The 19463-nt window shown below is 72.9% G+C and carries 16 protein-coding genes; 5 read left to right on the top strand and 11 right to left on the bottom strand.

The genetic code is table 11. The features are described 5' to 3' along the window. Nucleotides 1–57 precede the first annotated feature (57 nt). From IE145_RS07585 to IE145_RS07560, 6 genes are all read right to left on the bottom strand, one after another. A complete protein-coding gene (locus IE145_RS07585; protein WP_189520100.1) occupies nt 58–1845 on the bottom strand; it encodes an ABC transporter ATP-binding protein in 1788 nt (595 codons plus the stop codon). A 46-nt stretch (nt 1846–1891) separates the two neighbouring features. Next, nucleotides 1892–2944 (bottom strand): iron-siderophore ABC transporter substrate-binding protein, encoded by a 1053-nt coding sequence (locus tag IE145_RS07580; RefSeq protein ID WP_189520099.1) that lies wholly within the window; start codon nt 2942–2944, stop codon nt 1892–1894. Nucleotides 2945–3106: 162 nt separating this feature from the next. Further along, nucleotides 3107–3961 (bottom strand): ABC transporter ATP-binding protein, encoded by an 855-nt coding sequence (locus IE145_RS07575; protein WP_189520097.1) that lies wholly within the window; start codon nt 3959–3961, stop codon nt 3107–3109. Nucleotides 3962–3998: 37 nt separating this feature from the next. Beyond that, the gene (locus tag IE145_RS07570; protein WP_229825402.1) at nt 3999–5096 is read right to left on the bottom strand and encodes a FecCD family ABC transporter permease; all 1098 of its coding nucleotides are present in this window, start codon (nt 5094–5096) and stop codon (nt 3999–4001) included. Between the two features lie 17 nt (nt 5097–5113). Next, a complete protein-coding gene (locus IE145_RS07565) occupies nt 5114–6172 on the bottom strand; it encodes a FecCD family ABC transporter permease (protein ID WP_189520093.1) in 1059 nt (352 codons plus the stop codon). 89 nt (nt 6173–6261) lie between these two features. Continuing rightward, entirely contained in the window at nt 6262–7638 is a 1377-nt protein-coding gene (locus tag IE145_RS07560; protein WP_189520091.1) for a lysine N(6)-hydroxylase/L-ornithine N(5)-oxygenase family protein, read from the bottom strand. Between the two features lie 383 nt (nt 7639–8021). Between IE145_RS07560 and IE145_RS07555 the strand changes: the two genes are divergently transcribed. Then, on the top strand, nt 8022–9140 hold the full coding sequence (locus IE145_RS07555) for an NAD-dependent epimerase/dehydratase family protein (RefSeq protein ID WP_189520089.1): 1119 nt from the start codon (nt 8022–8024) through the stop codon (nt 9138–9140). Here IE145_RS07555 and IE145_RS07550 read toward each other — a convergent pair. Continuing rightward, nucleotides 9121–10227, bottom strand: a complete 1107-nt coding sequence (locus tag IE145_RS07550) for a sensor histidine kinase (protein ID WP_189520087.1) — start codon at nt 10225–10227, stop codon at nt 9121–9123. The two genes, IE145_RS07555 and IE145_RS07550, sit on opposite strands and share 20 nt — an antisense overlap. Beyond that, nucleotides 10224–11024: a response regulator transcription factor gene (locus IE145_RS07545; protein ID WP_189520085.1), complete on the bottom strand. Its 801-nt coding sequence runs from the start codon at nt 11022–11024 to the stop codon at nt 10224–10226. Before IE145_RS07545 ends, IE145_RS07550 begins: the two co-directional genes overlap by 4 nt. A 123-nt stretch (nt 11025–11147) precedes the next feature. On the opposite strand from IE145_RS07545, the gene IE145_RS07540 reads away from it, so the two are divergent. From IE145_RS07540 to IE145_RS07530, 3 genes are read left to right on the top strand one after another with little or no spacing between them, the layout of a single operon-like run. Further along, nucleotides 11148–11909, top strand: a complete 762-nt coding sequence (locus IE145_RS07540) for a glycosyltransferase family 2 protein (protein ID WP_189520083.1) — start codon at nt 11148–11150, stop codon at nt 11907–11909. 14 nt (nt 11910–11923) lie between these two features. Beyond that, nucleotides 11924–12568, top strand: a complete 645-nt coding sequence (locus IE145_RS07535; RefSeq protein WP_373296576.1) for a TIGR04282 family arsenosugar biosynthesis glycosyltransferase — start codon at nt 11924–11926, stop codon at nt 12566–12568. After that, nucleotides 12565–13404 (top strand): class I SAM-dependent methyltransferase, encoded by an 840-nt coding sequence (locus IE145_RS07530; RefSeq protein WP_189520079.1) that lies wholly within the window; start codon nt 12565–12567, stop codon nt 13402–13404. Before IE145_RS07535 ends, IE145_RS07530 begins: the two co-directional genes overlap by 4 nt. Before the next feature lie 394 nt (nt 13405–13798). Here IE145_RS07530 and IE145_RS07525 read toward each other — a convergent pair whose 3' ends face one another. Beyond that, nucleotides 13799–15070 (bottom strand): molybdopterin-dependent oxidoreductase, encoded by a 1272-nt coding sequence (locus IE145_RS07525; RefSeq protein ID WP_189520077.1) that lies wholly within the window; start codon nt 15068–15070, stop codon nt 13799–13801. A gap of 259 nt (nt 15071–15329) precedes the next feature. Between IE145_RS07525 and IE145_RS07520 the strand changes: the two genes are divergently transcribed. Next, nucleotides 15330–16769 (top strand): hypothetical protein, encoded by a 1440-nt coding sequence (locus IE145_RS07520; RefSeq protein WP_189520075.1) that lies wholly within the window; start codon nt 15330–15332, stop codon nt 16767–16769. A 24-nt stretch (nt 16770–16793) separates the two neighbouring features. Here the strand turns inward: IE145_RS07520 and IE145_RS07515 are convergent, their stop codons facing one another. Together IE145_RS07515 and IE145_RS07510 are read right to left on the bottom strand one after the other, a co-directional pair. Further along, on the bottom strand, nt 16794–18455 hold the full coding sequence (locus IE145_RS07515) for an ABC transporter permease (RefSeq protein ID WP_189520072.1): 1662 nt from the start codon (nt 18453–18455) through the stop codon (nt 16794–16796). Continuing rightward, the gene (locus tag IE145_RS07510) at nt 18452–19381 is read right to left on the bottom strand and encodes an ABC transporter ATP-binding protein (protein ID WP_189520070.1); all 930 of its coding nucleotides are present in this window, start codon (nt 19379–19381) and stop codon (nt 18452–18454) included. Before IE145_RS07510 ends, IE145_RS07515 begins: the two co-directional genes overlap by 4 nt. Nucleotides 19382–19463: the final 82 nt, after the last annotated feature.

Genomic DNA, 19463 nt, shown 5'->3' with positions numbered 1-19463 from the left:
CGAGTCTCAGCGTCCTTTCACGACGTGCGAGTTGAACGGCGGTGGCCTGGTCTGCCACTAACTTCCCTCGCGCCAGGCGCGCCACAGCCGGGCGTACTGTCCTCCCCGTTCGACCAGTTCGCCGTGGGTTCCCTCCTCCACCACACGTCCGGCGTCGAGCACGGCGATCCGGTCCGCGGCCATCGCCTGGGTCAGCCGGTGGGCCACGAACAGGGTGGTCCGGCCGGAGCAGGCGGCCAGCACGGCGCGTTCCAGTTCGGCGGCGCCCTCGCTGCCCGCCTCGGCGGTCGACTCGTCGAGCACGACCACCGGCGACCGGCCGAGTACCAGCCTGGCCAGGGCCAGTTGGGCGACCTTGGTGACGTCCAGGCGTTCGCCGCCCTCGCCGACCGGGGTGTCGAGACCGTCGGGGAGGGACGCGGCCCATTCCCCGGCGCCGACCGTGCGCAGGGCGTCCATCAGGTCGTCGTCGCTCGCGAGAGGCGCGGCCAGCCGCAGGTCGTCGGCGAGCGGGCCGGAGAACACGTGGGTCTCCTGGGTCAGGATGCTCACCAGGGCGCGGGCCCCGGCCTCGTCCAGGTCCGCGAGGTCGTGGCTCCCGATGCGCACCGATCCGGCCTGTGGTCTGCCGATGCCGGCGATGAGTGCGGCCAGGGTCGACTTGCCCGCGCCGGTCGCCCCGACGAGGGCGAGCGAGCCGCCGGCCGGGATGGACAGGGACACGCCCCGCAGCACGGGGTCCTCGGCACCGGGGTAGGTGAACGTCAGGTCCCTGACCGCGACCGGATAGGGCGCGACGGCGGCGGTGGCGACCGAGGCGTCGCCGACCAGGCGCTCCTCGGAGGGCTCCGAGAAGACGCCGACCAGGCGGGTGAGGCTCGCGCCGGACTTCTGCGCCTCGTCGAAGGTGAACATGATGGCGCCCAGCGGGGTGAACAGACGGTGGAACATGAGCGGGGCCGCCGACACCTCGCCGAGGGTGGCGGCGTCCGCCTCCAGCAGGGCGTATCCGACGACCAGGATCAGCACGAGGCCGATGAACTCGGCCCGGTTCTCGCGGCCGACAAAACGGCCGAAGAAGCGGAACACCTCGATGCCGAGGTTGCGCACCCGCCAGGACTCGTCCGTGACCTTCTCGCGTACGGCGTCCTCCAGGCGGTAGGCCCGCACCGTGTCGATTCCGTTGAGTCCGCTGATCAGGGCCTGGGCGCGGTCGGCCTGGGCCGCCCGCTGCTTGCGGTAGAGGGGGGCGGAGCGGGGCAGGTACCAGCGCAGTGCCAGCGCGTACGCGGGCAGGGCGCAGGCTCCGGCCAGGCCGAGCCGCCAGTCGAGGCCGAACATGCCGATCGTGGCGATGACGACCAGGACGCCCGCCGAGAACACGGTGGGGACGGCCGTCCGGATGCCCTTGGAGATGACGGCCACGTCGTCGCCGACGCGGGAGAGCACATCCCCCCGGCCGACCTCCTCGACGCGTGCGCTGGGCATGCCGAGCACGGCGCGTACGGCTTCCTCGCGGAGCCGGGCGAGCAGTTCGGCCCCGAGCTTGCCGATCAGGAAGGTGGAGGCCGCGGTGGCCGCCGCGCCGAACAGGGCGGCGGCCCCCATCAGGATGCCGACGGTGAGGAGTATCGAGCGTGACTCGCCCCCGACGACCCCGTCGACGACCTGGCCGAGCAGCAGCACGGGGAGCACCTGGAGCGCCGCCCCGGCCACCGTGGTGAGGACGGTGGAGGTCGTCAGCCAGGGGGCCCGCCGGCAGTGCCGGGCCACCCAGCGGAAGGCTTCTCCTCCCGTCGCGGTGCGCAGGGTCGTGGGGGCGACGGGGGTGTCGGTGACAGTCACGCGGAGACCGATTCTCGCCGGGGGACGGGCCGTCGGGTCGTCATCGCTACTTGGCCGACTCGACGAGCTGGTCGATCGCGTACGGCAGGGAGAGCAGGGTGCCCTGGGACATCGCGGCGCCGACCGCGGGGCCTTCGCTGTCCAGGAGGTAGGAGACCTTGTCGTTCTTGACGGCCGGCAGGTTGGCGAACAGCTCGAACTGCTTGACCGCTTCCGTGTCGGCCTTGTCGTTGACGACGAAGATGCGGTCGACGTCGATCAGGTCGATGCGCTCGGGCGAGAGCTCGGTGGAGAAGCCGCCGTCGGCGATCTTGTCGATCTCGGTCTGGTAGGTGAACCCGGTGCCCGTGACGAGCCGTCCGCGTACGTCGGTGGAGGTGAAGGCCGAGATGGAGTCCTTGTACCAGGACAGGGCGACGGCCTTCTGCCCGCCGAAGCCGGGGTTGGCCTTCTTGGCGGCGTCCAGCTGGGTCTGGATGCCCTTGATCAGTTCGGCGCCCTCCTGCTCCTTGCCGAGCGCCTTGGCGATGTGCGCCGCGTTGTCCTGCCAGGGGGCGCTGAAGAGTTCCTTCTCGCCCTTGGTGCGGCCGACGGTCGGGGCGATCTTGGAGAGCTTCTCGTAGGCCGCCTTGTCGACCTCGGAGTAGACCGCGATGATCAGGTCGGGGCGCAGCGAGGCGATCTTCTCGAAGTTGGGGCCGGCGTCCCCGTTCTTCATGACGACCTCGGGGCGGGCGTCGCCCCACTTGTCCTTCACCCAGGGCCACTGGGTGTTGATGTCGGGGGTCTGACCGGCCGGGTTCGGGTACTGGTCGACCATGCCGACCGGCTTGATGCCGAACGCCAGGACGGCCTGGTCGTCGGTGTAGCCGACGGTGACGACCCGCTGGGGGGCCTTCTTGACCTCGGTGGACCCGAAGGCGTGCTCCACGGTGACCGGGAACGTGCCTTCGGCCGCCGCCGGGGCGTCGTCGCTCTTCTTCTCGTCCGTCGAGTCGTTGCCGCATCCCGCGAGGAGACCGACGCCGAGGGTGGCAGCGGACACCGCCGCGGCCAGCCTCTGCCACGGCTTGCGGGGCGTCGTTCGATGGAGAAGCATCGTCAAATCCCTTGCTTTCGCGCTGTCCACTGCGCCCCGTCATGAGGCAGCCAGACTGTACCCCGATCAAGTGAGGCCAGCCTAGCCTAACCAACCAACTTTCACCTGATCAGGACGAGTTGAACTTGTCATACCGTCAAGATCCGTCGGTGAAGCTGTTGTTCACACCCCGGACCAGGGTTCGGTACGCACATGGGCGCGGCCGATCGGAACGATCAGCGGCCGGTCGCCCACCGGGTCGTCGATCACCTTGGCCCGCAGCCCGAAGGCCTCGTGCAGCAGCTCCGCGGTGATCACGTCCCGGGGGTGCCCCTGGGCCAGGACGGCTCCCGCGCGCATGACGACGAGGTTGTCGCTGTAGCGCGTGGCCAGGTTGAGATCGTGCAGCACCATGACGACGGTGCAGCCCGACTCGTGCAGATCGTCGACCAGGTCGAGTACGTCGATGGCGTGGGCCAGGTCCAGATAGGTGGTCGGTTCGTCCAGCAGCAGCAGATCGGTGCCCTGGGCGAGGGTCATCGATATCCATACGCGCTGGCGCTGGCCGCCGGACAGGGAGTCGACGGTGCGGTCGGCGAGGTCCGCCACCCCGGTCATGGCCAGGGCGCGCCGCACCACGTCGGCGTCGTCCGAGGACCACTGCCGCAGCCAGCTCTGGTGCGGGTGGCGTCCCCGGGCGACGAGGTCGGCGACGGTGAGCCCTTCCGGGGCGACCGGTGCCTGCGGCAGCAGTCCGAGTTTCTTCGCCACGTCCTTGGTCCGGAGCGTGCCGATGTCCTCGCCGTCCAGGACGACGGTGCCGCCGGACGGCTTGAGCAGCCGGGTCAGGGTGCGCAACAGGGTGGACTTGCCGCAGCCGTTGGGGCCGATGATCGTGGTGATCACCCCGGGCGGGATGGCCACGTCGAGCTGGTCGATGACCGTCCGGTCGCCGTATCCGACGGTGACGCCCCGGGCTGCCAGCCGTGGGACGTCCTTGACGCCGGTATCGGTCCGCGCGGTGAACTGAGCGGCCACGAGCCCCCCTTGTTGAGGTCAGCCTTACTTCTACCATCTACCGGAGGTTCGCCCGTACCAACAGGTAGACGAGGAACGGGCCCCCGATCACCGCGGTGACCACGCCCACCGGCAGACCGATCGGCAGCGCCGCGCGGGCGATCAGATCGGAGCCGATCAGCAGCAGCGCGCCCACGAGACCGGAGGCGATCAACGGCGGCGTGGGCCACCGGGCCAGACGCATCGCCACCTGCGGGGCCACCAGCGCGACGAACGGGACCGGCCCCGCGGCGCTGACCCCCACGGCGGCCAGCAGAACCGCGCAGAGCAGCAGGACGGCCCGCACCCGGCCGAACCGGACGCCCAGCCCGGCGGCGACGTCGTCGCCCAGGTGCATCGGTTTGAACGGGAAGGCCACGGAGGTGACGACGGCCAGCAGGACGAGCGTGGCCCAGAACGCGACCTTGACCTCGTCCCAGGACCGGTTGTCCAGCGAGCCGACCAGCCATACCTGGGCGCGCGCCACGTCCCGGATGTCGGCCGAGACCAGCAGCCAGGTCGTGATCGCCTGCATCACGGCGGTCACCGAGATACCGATGAGGATGAGCCGGAAGCCGTCGACGCCACGCCGCCAGGCGAGGAAGTAGACCAGCAGCCCCGTGCCGAGACCGCCCAGCAGGGCGGCGGCGGGCAGCCCGACCGAGCCGGTGATCGCCGCGGCGGTGCCGCCCGTCGCCGTCACCAGGAACACGGCGACGGCGCCGGCTCCGGCGGTGATCCCGAGGATGTCCGGGCTGGCGAGCGGGTTGCGCGCCACGGACTGGGTGATCGCCCCGGAGACGCCCAGGGCGATGCCCACGACGAGGCCGGCCAGGGCCCGGGGCATGCGGAGGTCCATCACGACGAACTCGTCGACCTGTTCGCCCCGGCCGAGGACGGTGGCGATCACCCGGGAGAGGCCGATGGGGAAGTCGCCGACGCTGATGGAGAAGCAGAAGACCAGGAAGGCCGCCGCCGCGAGGACCAGGGTGACCAGCACCAGCCAGGGCCGCCAGACGAACGACATCCGGCCGAGCCGCACTCCGGGCGGCATCGCCGCCTTCACCTCGGTCCCACCGATGCCGGCGGTCGCACCGGCCGCTTCGGTCCCGTTCATGCGCTCCTGAACTCTTCTCATGCGCTCTTGAACTTCCCTCGCCACACCAGGACCGCGAAGAAGGGGGCCCCGAGGAGGGCGACCACGACGCCCGCCTCCAGTTCGCCCGGCCGTACGACCACCCGGCCCACGATGTCGCAGACCAGCAGGACACCGGCCCCGAGGAGACCGGCGTACGGCACCAGCCAGCGGTAGTCGGGGCCGGTCAGATAGCGGGCCACGTGGGCCACCATGAGCCCGAGGAAGGCGATGGGGCCGCAGGCGGCGGTGGCGGCCCCGGCCAGCAGGGTGACGGCCACGATGCCGAGGGTCCGGCTCGCCGCGATGTTCACCCCCAGCGCCCGCGCCACGTCGTCGCCCAGGTTGAGCAGGTTGAGGGCGGGCAGGGTGATCAGCGCCAGGACCAGCCCGAGGGCGATGAACCCGGTCACCGGCCAGATGACGTCGAACCGGACCCCGGCGACGGAACCCGCGTTCCAGAACCGCAGCGCGTTCAGCGACTCCTTGTCGGCGAGCGCCACCGCCGTGGTCATCGCCGCGAGGAACACAGTGACGCCCTGGCCGGCCAGGGCGAGGGTCAGCGGGTTGCCCGCGCCCCTGCCGATGCTGGCCAGCCCGAAGACGACGACACCGGCGAGCCCCGCCCCGACGAACGCGAACCAGACGTACTGGAACGGGTCGGTGAACCCGAACACGGCGATGACCGACACCACGGCGAAGGAGGCCCCGGCGTTCACCCCCAGCAGTCCGGTGTCGGCGATGGGGTTGCGGGTGTACCCCTGGATCAGCGCTCCACCGACCCCCAGGGCCAGGCCCGCCACGATCGCGAGGACCGTCCGGGGCACGCGGACGGTCTGGACGATGAGCCGGATCTCGGTGAGCTTCTGGTCGGGCTCGGGCTCGGCGAACAGGGCGTGCCAGACCTCGGCGGGACTCAACGCGCGCGCCCCGACGGCCAGCGACACGGTCGCCGCGACCAGCAGGGTCACCGTGAGGACCACCAGCCCCGTGACCCGGCGCCGGCGGGTGTCCGTCGCCCCCTCCGGCACGGGGCGCTCCACTGCGGTGGTGAACATGACGAGGAACGATATCCCTTTGATCGGACCGGCCACGCCCGGTCCGCCCGAGGGCCACCGGGCGGGCCGGGCGTCGGACCAGCGGTGCTTCAGAGGTTGCTGGGAGCCGCCTGGCTCCGCGCCCCCTCCGCTGCCTCGGCCGTCGGCCGGGACTCGTCACAGGCGGCTCCGCCCCGCCGGGCGAGCAGCGAGTCCAGGATCTCGCCGACCCGTATCGCGGTGTTGGAGAGCAGCGAGGTGGTGATGCCGTGCGTGTGCTCCGTACCGCCCTGGAGGTAGATGCCGCAGCGCAGGGCGGGACCGGTCGAGATCCGGTAGTCGCGCCGCACGCGTACGCGGCCGGCGTCGTCGCGCAGGCAGTGCTCACCGACCTCGCCGAGGAGGCCGAGCGGGTTGGCGGGGCTGTAGCCGGTGGCGAACACCACGACGTCGGCGTCGAGTTCCAGCTCCTCGTCGGTCACCAGGGATCTCACGGTGGCGCGGACGCTCTCGGGCTTCTCGACCACCCCGGTGACCCGGGAGACGTTGAGGAAGCGCAGCCGTTCGGTGCCGAGGACCTTCTCCCGGTACATCTGCCGGTAGAGGTCGTCGATCAGGTCGATGTCCACCACGGAGTAGTTGGTGTTGCCGTGGTAGGCCATCAGCCGGTCCTTGACCTCCTCGGGGGCGGCGAAGAAGTCGTCGACCGCGCCGGGGTCGAAGATCCGGTTGGCGAAGCTGCTGTCGTCGGCGGGGCTGTAGCCGTAGCGGGAGAAGACCGCGCAGACCTCGGCGTCGGGGAACCTGCGGTGCAGGTAGGCGACGTTCTCGGCGGCGCTCTGACCGGCGCCGACGACGACGAACCGGGAGGGCGCCTCGCCTTCCAGCCCTTCGACCTTGCGCAGCAGATCGGAGTTGTGCCAGACCCGGTCGCCGCGTTCCACCCCTTCCGGCATGAGGGGGCGCAGGCCGGTCCCGATGACGAGGTTGCGGGCCCGGTGGACCGAGAGCCCTTCGGCGGACCGGACGGTCACGTCCAGGTACTCCACGGTCCCGTCGTGGAGGTACGGCGTGACCGCGACGACCTCGTGCCCGTAGGAGACCAGGTCGTCGACCTTGGCCGCGGCCCACTCGAAGTAGTCGTGGAACTCCACCCGCAGCGGGAAGAGGTTCTTGTGGTTGATGAAGTCGATCAGCCGACCCTGGCTCTGCAGATAGCACAGGAAGCTGAATTCGCTGGCCGGGTTCCGGAGCGTCACCAGATCCTTGAGGAAGGAGACCTGCATGGTGGCGTCGTCGATGAGCATGCCGCGGTGCCAGCCGAAGCTCGACTGCTGCTCGAAGAAGTGGGCGGTGACCGAATCCTGCCTGCCGACTTTGCTGTTGTGCTCGCTGAGCGCGATCGCCATGGCCACATTGGACGGGCCGAAGCCGATACCGATGAGGTCGTGGACCAGTGGTGTGTCGCCAGGAAGACCCTGAGACATGTCACTCCCATCATTCGGGAAAGCCGCCTGTCAGGCGCGAGGGGAAGGGTTGGGCACGTGGGCACGCCGACGAGGCCGCCCATATGAACTTAGGCGAGCCTAAGCTCAGTAACCCGCCTTGTCGATAGGGAACATGGGTCGACATCAGGCTGATGATCTATCAAGTCTGGCTCAAAATAAGCGGTGTTACCGAGCCATGCGCGGCATGTCGCCGCCCCGGCCCCGCGGCACCCGGGCACAGCCGGGACCGGCCACCGCCGGAGTACGGCCGGATTTCACGCCACGGATCCGGACGCCGGCGGTCCGCGCGACGTCCTTACGGTCCCGTGACGTGTGCGCGCCGCACCCCGGCCGTCGCCGCGCCGGGACCTAGCGTGGTGGTCATGCGCGTACTGGTCACCGGCGGAGCCGGGTTCATCGGGTCACATGTCGTCGCCGCCCTCGCCGCGGCCGGGCACGAGAGCGTGGTGCTGGACGCCCTGCTGCCCTCGGCCCACCCCGGGGGCACACCGCCCGAGCTGCCGGGCGGCCGGGTGGTCGTCGGGGACGTCCGGGACCGGGAGGCGGTGGCGGAGGCGTTGGCCGGGGTGGACGCCGTGTGCCACCAGGCGGCCATGGTCGGCCTGGGCAAGGACTTCGCCGACGCACCGCTGTACGTGGGGTGCAACGACCTCGGTACGGCGGTGCTGCTGGCGGAGATGGCGGCGGCCGGGATCCGTGACCTGGTGCTGGCCGGCTCCATGGTGGTCTACGGCGAGGGGCGCTACGACTGCCCCCGGCACGGCACGGTCAGCCCCGGCCCGCGCGCGGAGGCCGACCTGCGGGCGAGGAGCTTCGAGCCGCGCTGCCCGGACTGCGGGGCGGAACTGACGCCCGGTCTGGTGGCCGAGGACGCACCGGCCGATCCCCGCAACGTGTACGCGTCGACCAAACTGGCCCAGGAGCACCTGGCCGCCGCCTGGGCGCGGGCGACCGGCGGCCGGGCGGTCTCCCTGCGCTACCACAACGTGTACGGGCCGGGCATGCCGCGCGACACCCCGTACGCCGGCGTCGCCTCGTTCTTCCGCTCGGCCCTGGCGCGCGGGGAGGCCCCCCGGGTCTACGAGGACGGCGGCCAGCGGCGCGACTTCGTCCACGTCCACGATGTGGCGGCGGCGAACGCGACGGCCCTGGAGGCGGTGCGGGAGCGGCGGCCCGCGTCCTTCGCCGCGTACAACACCGGAAGCGGTGAGCCGCACACCATCGGCGAGATGGCCACCGTCCTGGCCGGCGCGCACGGCGGGCCGGACCCGGTGGTGACCGGGGAGTACCGCCTCGGCGACGTTCGCCATGTCACGGCGGACTCGCGGGCGCTGCGCGAGGAGCTGGGGTGGCGGCCGCGGGTCTCCTTCGCCGAGGGCATGAAGGACTTCGCGGCGGCCCCGCTGCGCGATGCGCGGGGCCGCCGTCGGGAGAGCCGGGGCCGCCGGGAGGAGGGCACCGTCACGCTGTCGGGAGCGTGACCGAGAAGCAGCAGCCGCCCCGGACGTTGCGGACCTCGGCCCGTCCGGCGTGGGCCTCGACGATGCCGCGCACGATGGCGAGGCCGAGGCCCGCCCCGGCCGGCGGGGTACGGGCGTGGCTGCCGCGCCAGCCCGTGTCGAAGACCCGGGGCAGATCCTCCTCCGGAATACCGCCGCACCCGTCGGTGACCGACAGCACGACACCCCCGTCCGAGCGGTGCGCGGCGACGGCCACGGTGCCGTCGGGCGGGGTGCGGCGGATGGCGTTGACGAGGAGGTTGCCCAGGACCCTGCTCATCTCCTTGCCGTCGACCTCCACCGGCACCTCGTCGATCCGGTCGCCGACCAACCGCACCCCGTGCTCCCGGGCGAGCGGGTCGGCCCCGGCCAGGGCGTCGCCGACCAGTTCGTCGAGGGAGATGCGGGCCGGCTCCAGGGTCAGCGAACCGGCCTGGATCCGGGAGAGTTCGAAGAGGTCGCCGACCATGCCGTTCATTCGCTCGACCTCGGTCCGTATCTGCCGCAGATAGCGCCCGGAGTCGACCGCCATGCCGTCCTCCAGCGCCTCGGCCATCGCCCGGAGCCCGGCGAGCGGGGTGCGCAGATCGTGCGAGATCCACGCGACGAGTTCGCGCCGCGAGGTCTCCAGCGCCCGCTCCCGCTCCCGCGAGCTGTCCAGCTTCGCGCTGGTGGCGGCGAGTTCACGGGCGAGGGCGGCCAGCTCGGCGGTGGGCTGTCCGGTGGGTGCGGCGAAGGTGCCGCCGTCGCCGAACGACCGGGTGGCCAGTGTCAGTTCGCGGCTCCGCGCGGCCACCCAGCGGCCCAGCAGGATCGCGGTGGCCAGGGAGATGAGGGCGGCCATCGCGACGACGGTCGTGACGACGTAGAGGTCGTGGGGCGAGAGGAACATCGCCCAGCAGACCGTCAGCGTCCCGGCGAGCATCGCCGCCACGGCCACTCCGGCGACGACGCTCAGCGACACCACCAGGGAACGGTGCCGCAGGAGGCGCAGGACCCCTGCCCCGAGAAGCCCCGCGGCAGCCGCCCCCAGGAAGGCGAAAAGCGCGATGAGCAGGACGTCGGTCACCGTGCCCGGCCCCTCTCCCGGCGCTCGCCAGGGCCGGCCTCCGCGTCGGCGTCCGGGCCCTGCGCGTCCAGGTCCAGGCGGTACCCGACGCCCCACACGGTGCGGATCAGCCGGGGGCGAGCCGGGTCCTGCTCGACCTTGCCGCGCAGCCTGCGGATATGGACGGTGACCGTGGAGAGGTCGCCGAAGTCCCACCCCCAGACCTCCCGCATCAGCTCCTCCCTCCCGAATGCCTTTCCGGGGTGCCGGAGCAGGAAGGCGAGCAGGTCGAACTCCCTCAGCGTCAGGGCGAGTGCGTTGCCGTTGCGGTAGGCCCGCCGGGCCGCAGGGTCGAGGCGCAGCCCGCCGCCCGACAGCGCGCCGGCCCCTTCCGCCGGTACGGCCGCCCGGGCGCGGCGCAGCACGGAATCGACCCGCAGGACCAGTTCGCGCGGGCTGAACGGCTTGGTGACGTAGTCGTCGGCACCGGTCTCCAGGCCGAGGATGCGGTCCTCCTCGTCCCCCCGGGCGGTGAGCATGATGACGGGGACCGGGCCGTGCTCCCGCATGCGGCGGCAGACCTCGAACCCGTCCATGGCGGGGAGCATGAGGTCCAGGACGACGAGGTCGGGCCGGCAGGCCGCGAACCGTCCCAGTGCGGCGGGTCCGTCGTCGGCCTGCTCGACGGCGTAACCGGCGCGGTGCAGATATCCGACGACCACTTCGGCGACGGTCGGGTCGTCGTCCACGACGAGAACCCGGCCGCGCGTCCCCTCGGGGGCGGGCGTCACAGGGTGGGCGGACGGGGTGTTCTCCATGGCCCCACTGTGGCACCCCGCTCCCGGCGCGCCGACAGCCGCTCACCCCCATCCGGCCGATGTCCAAGTTTCGTAAGAACCTGATGCCTTAAATGCCCGACTTGTCTCCGTAGGGTGAGGCGGGTGACTGATTCTTCTGCCGCCCCTCCCTGTCCGCCCGCCCCGCACACCGGTCCCCCGAAGGCCGACATCGTTCTGCCCTGCCTCGACGAGGCCGCCGCTCTGCCCTGGGTGCTCGACCGCATCCCCGACGGCTGGCGCGCGATCGTGGTCGACAACGGCTCGACCGACGGCTCGGCCGAGCTCGCCCGGTCCCTCGGCGCGAAGGTCGTCACGGAGGACCGGCGGGGGTTCGGCGCGGCCGCTCACGCCGGGCTGCTCGCCGCCGAGGCCGACTTCGTCTGCTTCTGCGACTGCGACGGCTCGCTGGATCCCGCCCTCCTGACCGGCTTCGTGCGGCGGATCGCGGACGGCGAGTGCGATCTGCTGCTCGGCCGCCGCCGTCCCGAGGGCCGTGGCGCCTGGCCTCCGCACGCGCGGGCCGGCAATCTGGCGGTGGCCCGGATGCTGCGCCGCCGTACCGGCCTGCGCCTGCACGACCTCGGCCCGCTCCGCGCGGCCCGCCGCGCCGATCTGCTGGCCCTGGATCTCACCGACCGGCGCAGCGGCTACCCGCTCCAGATGGTGGTCCGGGCCTCGGACGCCGGGCTGCGGGTCGCCGAGAGCGACGTCCCCTACCGGCCGCGGACCGGGAAGTCGAAGGTCACCGGCACCTGGCGCGGGACCTGGCACGCCGTGCGCGACATGCGGAGCGTCCTGCGCGAACCACCGGCGGACCCCGCGCCCGTTCGGTCCGCCCACGCGGGGGCGGGGGCCGGGCGATGAGCGCGTACGGGCCGATGCCGATGGGGCCGACGGAACTGCTGGTCATCGCGAAGGAGCCGGTGGCCGGACGGGTCAAGACCCGGCTCTGCCCGCCCTTCTCCCCCGTCGAGGCCGCCGAGCTGGCGGCCGCGGCCCTCACGGACACCCTGGAGACCCTGCTCACCCTTCCCGCCCGGCGGCGGGTCCTGGTCCTCGACGGGCGGCCCGGCCCCTGGGCGCCCCCGGGGTTCGAGGTGGTGCCGCAGAGCGGGGGCGGTCTGGACGAACGTCTCGCGGCGGCCTTCGGCGGGTGCACCGGGCCGGCCCTCCTGGTCGGCATGGACACCCCGCAGCTGACGGCCGGGCTGCTCGCCCCCGCTCTCGCCCCGGACGCCTGGGACGGCTGCGGGGCCTGGTTCGGTCCGGCCGAGGACGGCGGATTCTGGGCCCTGGGCCTGGCGGAACCCGATCCGGCTCTGCTGCGCGGGGTGCCGATGTCCCTCCCGGAGACCGGCGCGGTGCAGCGGCGCAGGCTGGTGGAGGCGGGGCTCGTCGTGCGCGATCTGCCGGTACTGACCGATGTGGACACCGCGGCCGACGCCCACCGGGTCGCGTCGGCCGCGCCACGCGGCCGGTTCGCCGCGGTCCTGGACCGGCTGACCGGAGCGGGGGTGCGATGAGCACGACCGTGCCCTCGTCCGAACTCGCGGCGGCGGCCCCCGCCGCATCCGCCGGGACCGGTACGGCTCCGGCGGCACCCCGCACCGCCCCTTGGGGCGCCGACCCGTACGCGAACGCCCTGCGCACCGGCCGTGGCCCGCTGTTCCTGCGCCGCACCGACGGCTGGCTGCTGCCCCTGGACGTGGAGCGCTGGTGCTCCGCCGCCGGCTCCGCCGACCTGTCCGCGCTGCACCGGTGCGAGGGGCCGGTGCTGGACATCGGCTGCGGGCCGGGGCGGCTGGTCGCCGAGCTGGCCTCGCTCGGGCACCGGGCCCTGGGCATCGACGTCAGCGAGACGGCGGTGGCCCGTACGCGCGGTCTCGGTGGTGCGGCCCTGCTCCGCAGCGTCTTCGACCCACTGCCCGGTGAGGGCCGTTGGGGCACCCTTCTGCTCCTCGACGGCAACATCGGCATCGGCGGGGACCCGGCCGCGCTGCTGGACCGGGCGGCCGATCTCCTCGGCGCGGGCGGGCTGCTGATCGCCGAGACCGCCCCCGTCGACGTGGACGAACGGGTCCGGGTCCGGCTCGACGACGGCCGGGGCGGACCCGGACCGGGCGCCGCCCCCGCCGCCCGCGAGGCCGCCGAGCCGTTTCCCTGGGCGCGGATCGGGACACCGGCCCTGCTGCGGCACGCCGGCGCGGGCGGCTGGCGTACGGCCGATCAGTGGGGCGCGGAGGGCCGGACGTTCGTGTCGCTGCGCCGCCCCGTACGGGAGCGGAGCGCCCGGACCAGCAGCCAGAGCGCGGAGAGCGCGAACAGCGCGCCGGTGATCAGCAGCCAGTTGCCGAAGTAGACGTCCGGGGTGGTGCCGGCGGCGGCCTCGTACCGCCGCTCGGTCCGCCGGGCGATCAGCGGGAACCAGATCAGCAGGAGCAGCCCGGAGAGGAACGCCGGCACCCGGACGAAGTTCACCAGGACCGTCCGGGGGCCGAGCGCCGCCCGCAGCGCCCGGTCGGCCCCGGCGTACACCGGCAGCAGCACCAGATCGTGCAGGACGGCCGCCCCGGCGAACCAGAGCAGCACGCCGACGGTGTCCCCGTCCAGCAGCCGTACGCCCGCGTAGCCGGCCAGGCAGAAGGCGGCGGCGAGCAGGATCAGGTGGAGCGGGCCCTCGCCGTACAGGCGGCGGGGTGAGAACCGCGAGCGGCGGGGTGCGGCGGAGGGCGGGGGCACGGCTCGGGTGGACATCACAGCTCTCCGAACGTCAGGGTCTCGACCCACTTGGTGTTCAGCACCCCGGGCGCGGCGGGGACGATGATCCGGGCCGGGTAGCCGTGGTCGGGCGACAGCGGGGCGCCGTTCACCTCCAGCGCGAGCAGCGAGCGGCCGTCACGGACCTGGTTGTCGCGCAGCGCGGCCTTGCGGAAGGAACCGCTGCGCTGGAGCGACTCGACGAAGACCCCCGGCGGCCGGTCCGGGTACCCGGCGAGCGCCGCCAGATCGGCGAGCCGCACTCCGCGCCACTGCTGGTCGGAGGTGGACCAGCCCTCCACGCAGGCGATCGGGAGCGCCGCGGTGTGCTGCTCCATGGCCAGCAGCTCGGCCCGGGAGAAGCGGAACTCCCCGGACGGCCCCCGTACCGTCAGCCGCCAGTTCTCACCGGTGTCGGCGGGTGTGATCCGTACGGCGGCGGCGGTCTTGTTGACCTGGAAGGCGTTCGGTCCCGGCCCCGGGTCGGTGCCGCCGCGCGGGGTGAGGAGCGCAATGCGGCGCGGCGGCCCGTCGAAACTGCGGCCGGCGGAGGTGACCAGGAGAAGCAGGGAACCGGCTCCCACCATGGCCAGCGCACCGCGCCGGGACAGGGTGGCGGGCATCGGGTCGGGGGCGGCGAGGGTGTCCGCCTCGCCGCGCGGGATGCCGTTGCGCAACACCCGAACGGCCTGCGGCGCCTTGAGGGCCGTATGGGTGACGAACCCGGCCAGGAAGACCCAGGCGCCGTAGAAGTGCAGGGTGTAGAAGGACCCGGGGAAGATGTAGTCCAGCTGGATGTTGAGCAGTCCGGTGATGAACTGGAACAACGCCCCGCCCACGAGCAGCAGCAGGGAGAGCCGCTCCAGGGCGCGGCCCACGGACCGGGCGGGCGGCAGGGCGAAGAGCCGGGGGATCACCGACCAGAGCTTCGCGAGCAGGACGGGCACGAGCACGATGCCGACCGTGACGTGCAGCCCCTGGGTCAGCCGGTAGAGCCAGTGCGGACCGGTCGGCCAGGGGAACAGGTAGAAGCCCAGCAGGCCTTTGCCCGGGGTCTTGTCGTTGACCCGGTTCAGGTCCGGGTTGTAGGCCGCGTACGAGAGCAGGCCGGTGACGGACAGCAGGGTGAGGCCGACGAGCAGGACGACGCCGAGTACGGCGGTGAAACGCGCCCCGCGCACGGGGCTGCGCCAGAATCCCGGGTCGGCGGGCGTACGCGGGGTGCGGAGGGCACCGGAGAGGGAGCGGGTGGGGCGGCGTTCGGGCATGGACCGACGCTAAGCGCGGAACACCGTCCACGGGCGGGTACGACTCCTGACGGAATTCTGACGTCGGGGCCGGACGGGCCGGACCAGGCGACGGGGCGACGGGGCGACGGGGCGACGGGGCGACGGGGCGACGGGGCGACGGGGCGACGGGGCGACGGGCGCAACGTCCGGGAGCGGCGGGGAGGAGCGAATCTGACGGTTCGGTGACGCGGCCCCGCCGGACCGCCCGATCGCCGCCCGAAGTGCATAGCGTGCCAGCGTGAAGACCGAGGACGTCACCCCCACGGAGACCGCCGACGGCACCGGACACGGCCCGCCCGGACCGCCGGACCGCATCGCCGGACGCACCCGGCGCGCCCGGCGGGCGGACCTGATCGCCGCCGCCGCGGGCGTGCTGCTGGTCGCCGCCGCCGTGCTCATCGGCCGGGTCATCCAGGACCGGGACCAGACGCTGTTCGCCCAGTGGCCGCCCTTCCTGGCCTCCTGGGACCCCCATCTGGGCCCCGGCACCCCCGCCGCGCTGACCCTGGCCGTGCTGGTCGTCGCGTACGGCCCGTCGCTCGCCGCCCGGATGCCCTGGCGCGGGCTCCTCGCGGCGGCCTGGGCCGGGTCCACGGCCTGGGTGTTCTCGATGGCGCTGATCGACGGCTGGTACCGGGGCGTCGAGCGGCGGCTCACCACCAAGCACGAATATCTGCAGGTCATCGACCGCTTCGCGGACATCCCCACCACGCTGCGCGGCTTCACCGACCACATCCTGCTCGACGCGCCCGGCAACTGGCCCGCCCATGTCGCCGGACACCCGCCGGGGGCGACGCTGACCTTCGTGTGGCTGGACCGCGTCGGGCTCGGCGGCGGCGCCTGGGCGGCCGTCTGGTGTGTCGTGGTGGGCAGTTCGGCTGTGCTGGCCGCCCTGATCACCGTCCGGGTGCTGGCCGACGAGCGCCTGGCGCGGCGGGCGGCGCCCTTCCTCGTCCTCGCCCCGGCCGCCGTCTGGGCGGGGGTCTCCGCCGACGGCTACTTCACGGCCGTCGCCGCCTGGTCGGTGGCGCTGCTCGCCCTGGCCGCCACCCGCCGGGTCCGCTTCCCCGCCCTCGCGGCGGCAGGCGGGGGTCTGCTGTTCGGGTGGACCTGCTACCTGAGTTACGGGCTGGGGCTGATGGCGGCCGTCCTGCTCGCGGTACTGGTGCTCGCCCGGACCGCGCGCCCGGTGCCGGTGTTCCTGCTCGGCGCACTCGTGGTCCCGGTGGCCTTCACCCTCGTCGGGTTCAACTGGTGGACCGCCTATCACCTGTTGGTCGAGCGCTACTACCAGGGCGCGGGCGGCGTCCGCCCGTACGGCTACTGGGTCTGGGCCAACCTGGCCTGCGCCACGGTCGCGGCCGGGCTCGCCGCCGTCGCGGGGCTGCGCCGGAGCGCGGCGGCCGCGCCCGGTGCCGTACGGGCCCTGCGGGGCGGGCCCCGGGCGGCGGCACCGGAAGGGCGGCTGGCGTTGCTCGTGCTGGCGGCGCTGGCGGCACTGCTCGCCGCCGACCTCTCCGGTATGAGCAAGGCGGAGACGGAGCGCATCTGGCAGCCGTTCCTGCTGTGGCTGCTGCCCGCGGCGGCGCTGCTGCCCCGCCGGGGTGCGCGGTGGTGGCTGGTCGCTTCGGCGGTTCCGGCCCTGCTCGTCAACCACCTGCTGTGGACGGGGTGGTGACGGCCGCCCCGGTGCGAGCGGCCCTCACTTCATGTCCAGGTCCCGGCGACGGAAGCCCGCCAGTCCCAGCCCGATCAGTCCGGCCGCGACGGCGGTCAGGGCGAGCAGCGGGGTCCAGGCCATGGGGGCGGCCGGCAGCCGGGGCACATGGCCGAAGGGCGACAGGTTCGTCAGCCAGTCCGGGAACTGGAGGATGGGCCCCAGATATCCGACGAGGAACGCGTACACGGGCACGATCCAGGCCACCGTTCCCGCCCGCGGGAACCAGCCGAAGAGCAGCACGGCCACGCCGACGGTGACCCAGAGGGCCGGGGCGTACGCGGCGGCCGCCAGGGTCAGTTCGAGGACCAGGCTCCCGTCGCCCGCCGACGCCGCACCCGAGACGCCGAAGCACAGCCCGGCCAGGAGCAGCAGCGCCGTACCGCCGGTCAGGGCGACGGCGATGTGGCTGCCGAGCCAGCGGTTGCGGGAGAGGCCGGTGGCCAGGAGCGGTTCGGCGCGGCCGGCGTTCTCCTCGGCACGTGGCCGCAACGCGGCCATCACCACGTACACGGCGGCGACGACCGCGACGACGACCATCACCATGGACGCGAACGACTCGGCCACGGTGGCGCCGCCGATCTCCTTCAGCGCCTCCTGGAGCTGCTCGACGTTCTCCACCATGCCGGCGGCCTCGCCGAGGATCGAGCCGTACATGAGGCCCATCAGGCACAACCCGGCGGCGAAGCCGAGCAGCGTCGCCCGGTGCAGCCGCAGGGCGAAGCCGAAGGGCCGGGTGAGGGCATCGGACGCCGTGCGCCGGCCGAGCCGCGCGGGGCGCAGGCCCGCGCCGACATCGCGCCGGGTGCTCAGCACGAAACCGTAGGAGGCGGTCGCGGCGGCGAGGAGGAGGCAGAGGGCGAGCGGCCACCACCGGTCGTCGACGAAGACGTACGTGCGCTGGATCCAACCGATCGGGCTCAGCCAGGACAGGGCGTCGTTGCCCACGTCGCCGGAGGCCCGCAGCACGTAGGCCGCGCCGATCACCGCGAGCGCCAGGCCCGACGCGCCCCGGGTGTGCGCCGTGATCTGCGCGGTGATCGCGGCGACACCGGCGAGGACGAGCCCGATCGCGGCGTGTGCGAGGCCGTACAGCAGTGCCCCGCCCGGACCGACTCCGTCGAGGTCCGTCGCGGTGAGGCCCAGGGCCAGCAGCAGGGCGAGGCCGAGGTTGGCGACGACGGCGACCGCCAGGGCGGCGGCGAGGTGGGCGTGGTGGCCGACGACGGTGGAGCGGACCAGTTCGGCGCGGCCGGTCTCCTCCTCGTCGCGGGTGTGCCGGGTGACGATCAGGACGCTCATCAGGCCGACCAGGACGGCCATGAAGCCGAGCATCTGGTGGCCGAGCACCGCGCCCGCGGTGTAGTCGGCGAGATAGTGGCGGGGGCCGGTCATGGCGAGCGCGGCCGGGCTGTCCATGGAGCTGACGGCCGCGGCGCGGTCCTCCGGGGTGGAGTACAGCGTCTTGTACTCGGCCGCCGTGGCGAGGGTGCCCAGAGTGAGGGCGAGCAGCCACAGGGACATGCGGACGCGGTCGCGCCGCAGGTTGAACCGGAGAAGGGTCCCGGTGCCGGTGAAGGCGGCGGGCTGGATCCTGGCGGGCGTGGGCCTGCCGGGGGCGTCGAGAGGGGTGGCGACACCGGTCATCGGGCAACGCTCCCCGGGTCGGACGAGGAGGCGGAGGAGGCGAGTTCGTCGCCGTAATGACGCAGCATCAGCTCTTCGAGCGTCGGCGGGTGGCTGGTCAGACTCCGGATGCCGAACTCGCCGAGCCTGCGGATCGCCGCGTCGAGGTGGACTCCGTCCACGGCGAAGTGCACCCTCCCGTCGGTCGCCCTCAGCGCGTGGACACCGGGCAGGGTGTCGAGTCCGGTGACCGGGCGTTCGGTCTCGGCCTCGACGGTCGTCCGCGTGAGGTGGCGCATCTCGCCGAGCGTGCCCGACTGCACGGTGCGGCCCTGGCGGACGATGCTGACGCGGTCGCAGAGCTTTTCGACCTGGGCCAGGATGTGACTGGAGAGCAGCACGGTCTTCCCCGCCGCTTTCGCCTGGAGGATGACGTCCTGGAAGACGACCTCCATCAAGGGGTCGAGGCCCGCCGTGGGCTCGTCGAGGAGGAGCAGTTCGGCGTCGGAGGCGAGCGCGGCGACGATGGCGACCTTCTGCCGGTTGCCCTTGGAGTAGGCACGGCCCTTCTTGAGCGGGTCGAGGTCGAACCGGTCGATGAGGTCGTCGCGCCGCCGCCGGTCGAGGCCGCCGCGCAGCTTCGCCAGCAGGTCGATGGCCTCCCCTCCGGTCAGGCCCGGCCAGAGCTCGACGTCCCCGGGGACGTAGGCGAGCCGCCGGTGCAGCTCGACCGCGTCTCTCCACGGGTCCTTGCCGAGGAGCTGGACGTCTCCGGAGTCGGCGCGCAGCAGACCCAGCAGAACACGGATCGTCGTGGACTTGCCGGCCCCGTTGGGTCCGAGGAAGCCGTGGACCTCGCCGGCCTCCACGTCGAGATCGAGGCCGGTGAGGGCGTGTGTCGGGCCGAACGACTTGTGCAGCTGGGAGACGGTGATGGCCTTCTTCATATTTCGAAGCTACGCTTCTTTCAGAAATGTGTGAAGTTAAGGAAGCGTATGAATCGCTCGTAGACTGGCCTCGGACGCGGTC

The sequence above is a fragment of the Streptomyces sindenensis genome (genome assembly GCF_014649035.1).
Taxonomy (GTDB): Bacteria; Actinomycetota; Actinomycetes; order Streptomycetales; family Streptomycetaceae; genus Streptomyces; species Streptomyces sindenensis.
This window is presented reverse-complemented; position numbering and strand designations above follow the sequence as displayed.

What these genes read in the sequence shown, in the direction of transcription:
- IE145_RS07570 (WP_229825402.1), bottom strand. Translation starts at nt 5,096, where the DNA reads ATGAACGGGACCGAAGCGGCCGGTGCGACCGCCGGCATCGGTGGGACC.
- IE145_RS07510 (WP_189520070.1), bottom strand. Translation starts at nt 19,381, where the DNA reads ATGAAGAAGGCCATCACCGTCTCCCAGCTGCACAAGTCGTTCGGCCCG.
- IE145_RS07515 (WP_189520072.1), bottom strand. Translation starts at nt 18,455, where the DNA reads ATGACCGGTGTCGCCACCCCTCTCGACGCCCCCGGCAGGCCCACGCCC.
- IE145_RS07560 (WP_189520091.1), bottom strand. Translation starts at nt 7,638, where the DNA reads ATGTCTCAGGGTCTTCCTGGCGACACACCACTGGTCCACGACCTCATC.
- IE145_RS07565 (WP_189520093.1), bottom strand. Translation starts at nt 6,172, where the DNA reads ATGTTCACCACCGCAGTGGAGCGCCCCGTGCCGGAGGGGGCGACGGAC.
- IE145_RS07530 (WP_189520079.1), top strand. Translation starts at nt 12,565, where the DNA reads ATGAGCACGACCGTGCCCTCGTCCGAACTCGCGGCGGCGGCCCCCGCC.
- IE145_RS07555 (WP_189520089.1), top strand. Translation starts at nt 8,022, where the DNA reads ATGCGCGTACTGGTCACCGGCGGAGCCGGGTTCATCGGGTCACATGTC.
- IE145_RS07580 (WP_189520099.1), bottom strand. Translation starts at nt 2,944, where the DNA reads ATGCTTCTCCATCGAACGACGCCCCGCAAGCCGTGGCAGAGGCTGGCC.
- IE145_RS07525 (WP_189520077.1), bottom strand. Translation starts at nt 15,070, where the DNA reads ATGCCCGAACGCCGCCCCACCCGCTCCCTCTCCGGTGCCCTCCGCACC.
- IE145_RS07535 (WP_373296576.1), top strand. Translation starts at nt 11,924, where the DNA reads ATGCCGATGGGGCCGACGGAACTGCTGGTCATCGCGAAGGAGCCGGTG.
- IE145_RS07545 (WP_189520085.1), bottom strand. Translation starts at nt 11,024, where the DNA reads ATGGAGAACACCCCGTCCGCCCACCCTGTGACGCCCGCCCCCGAGGGG.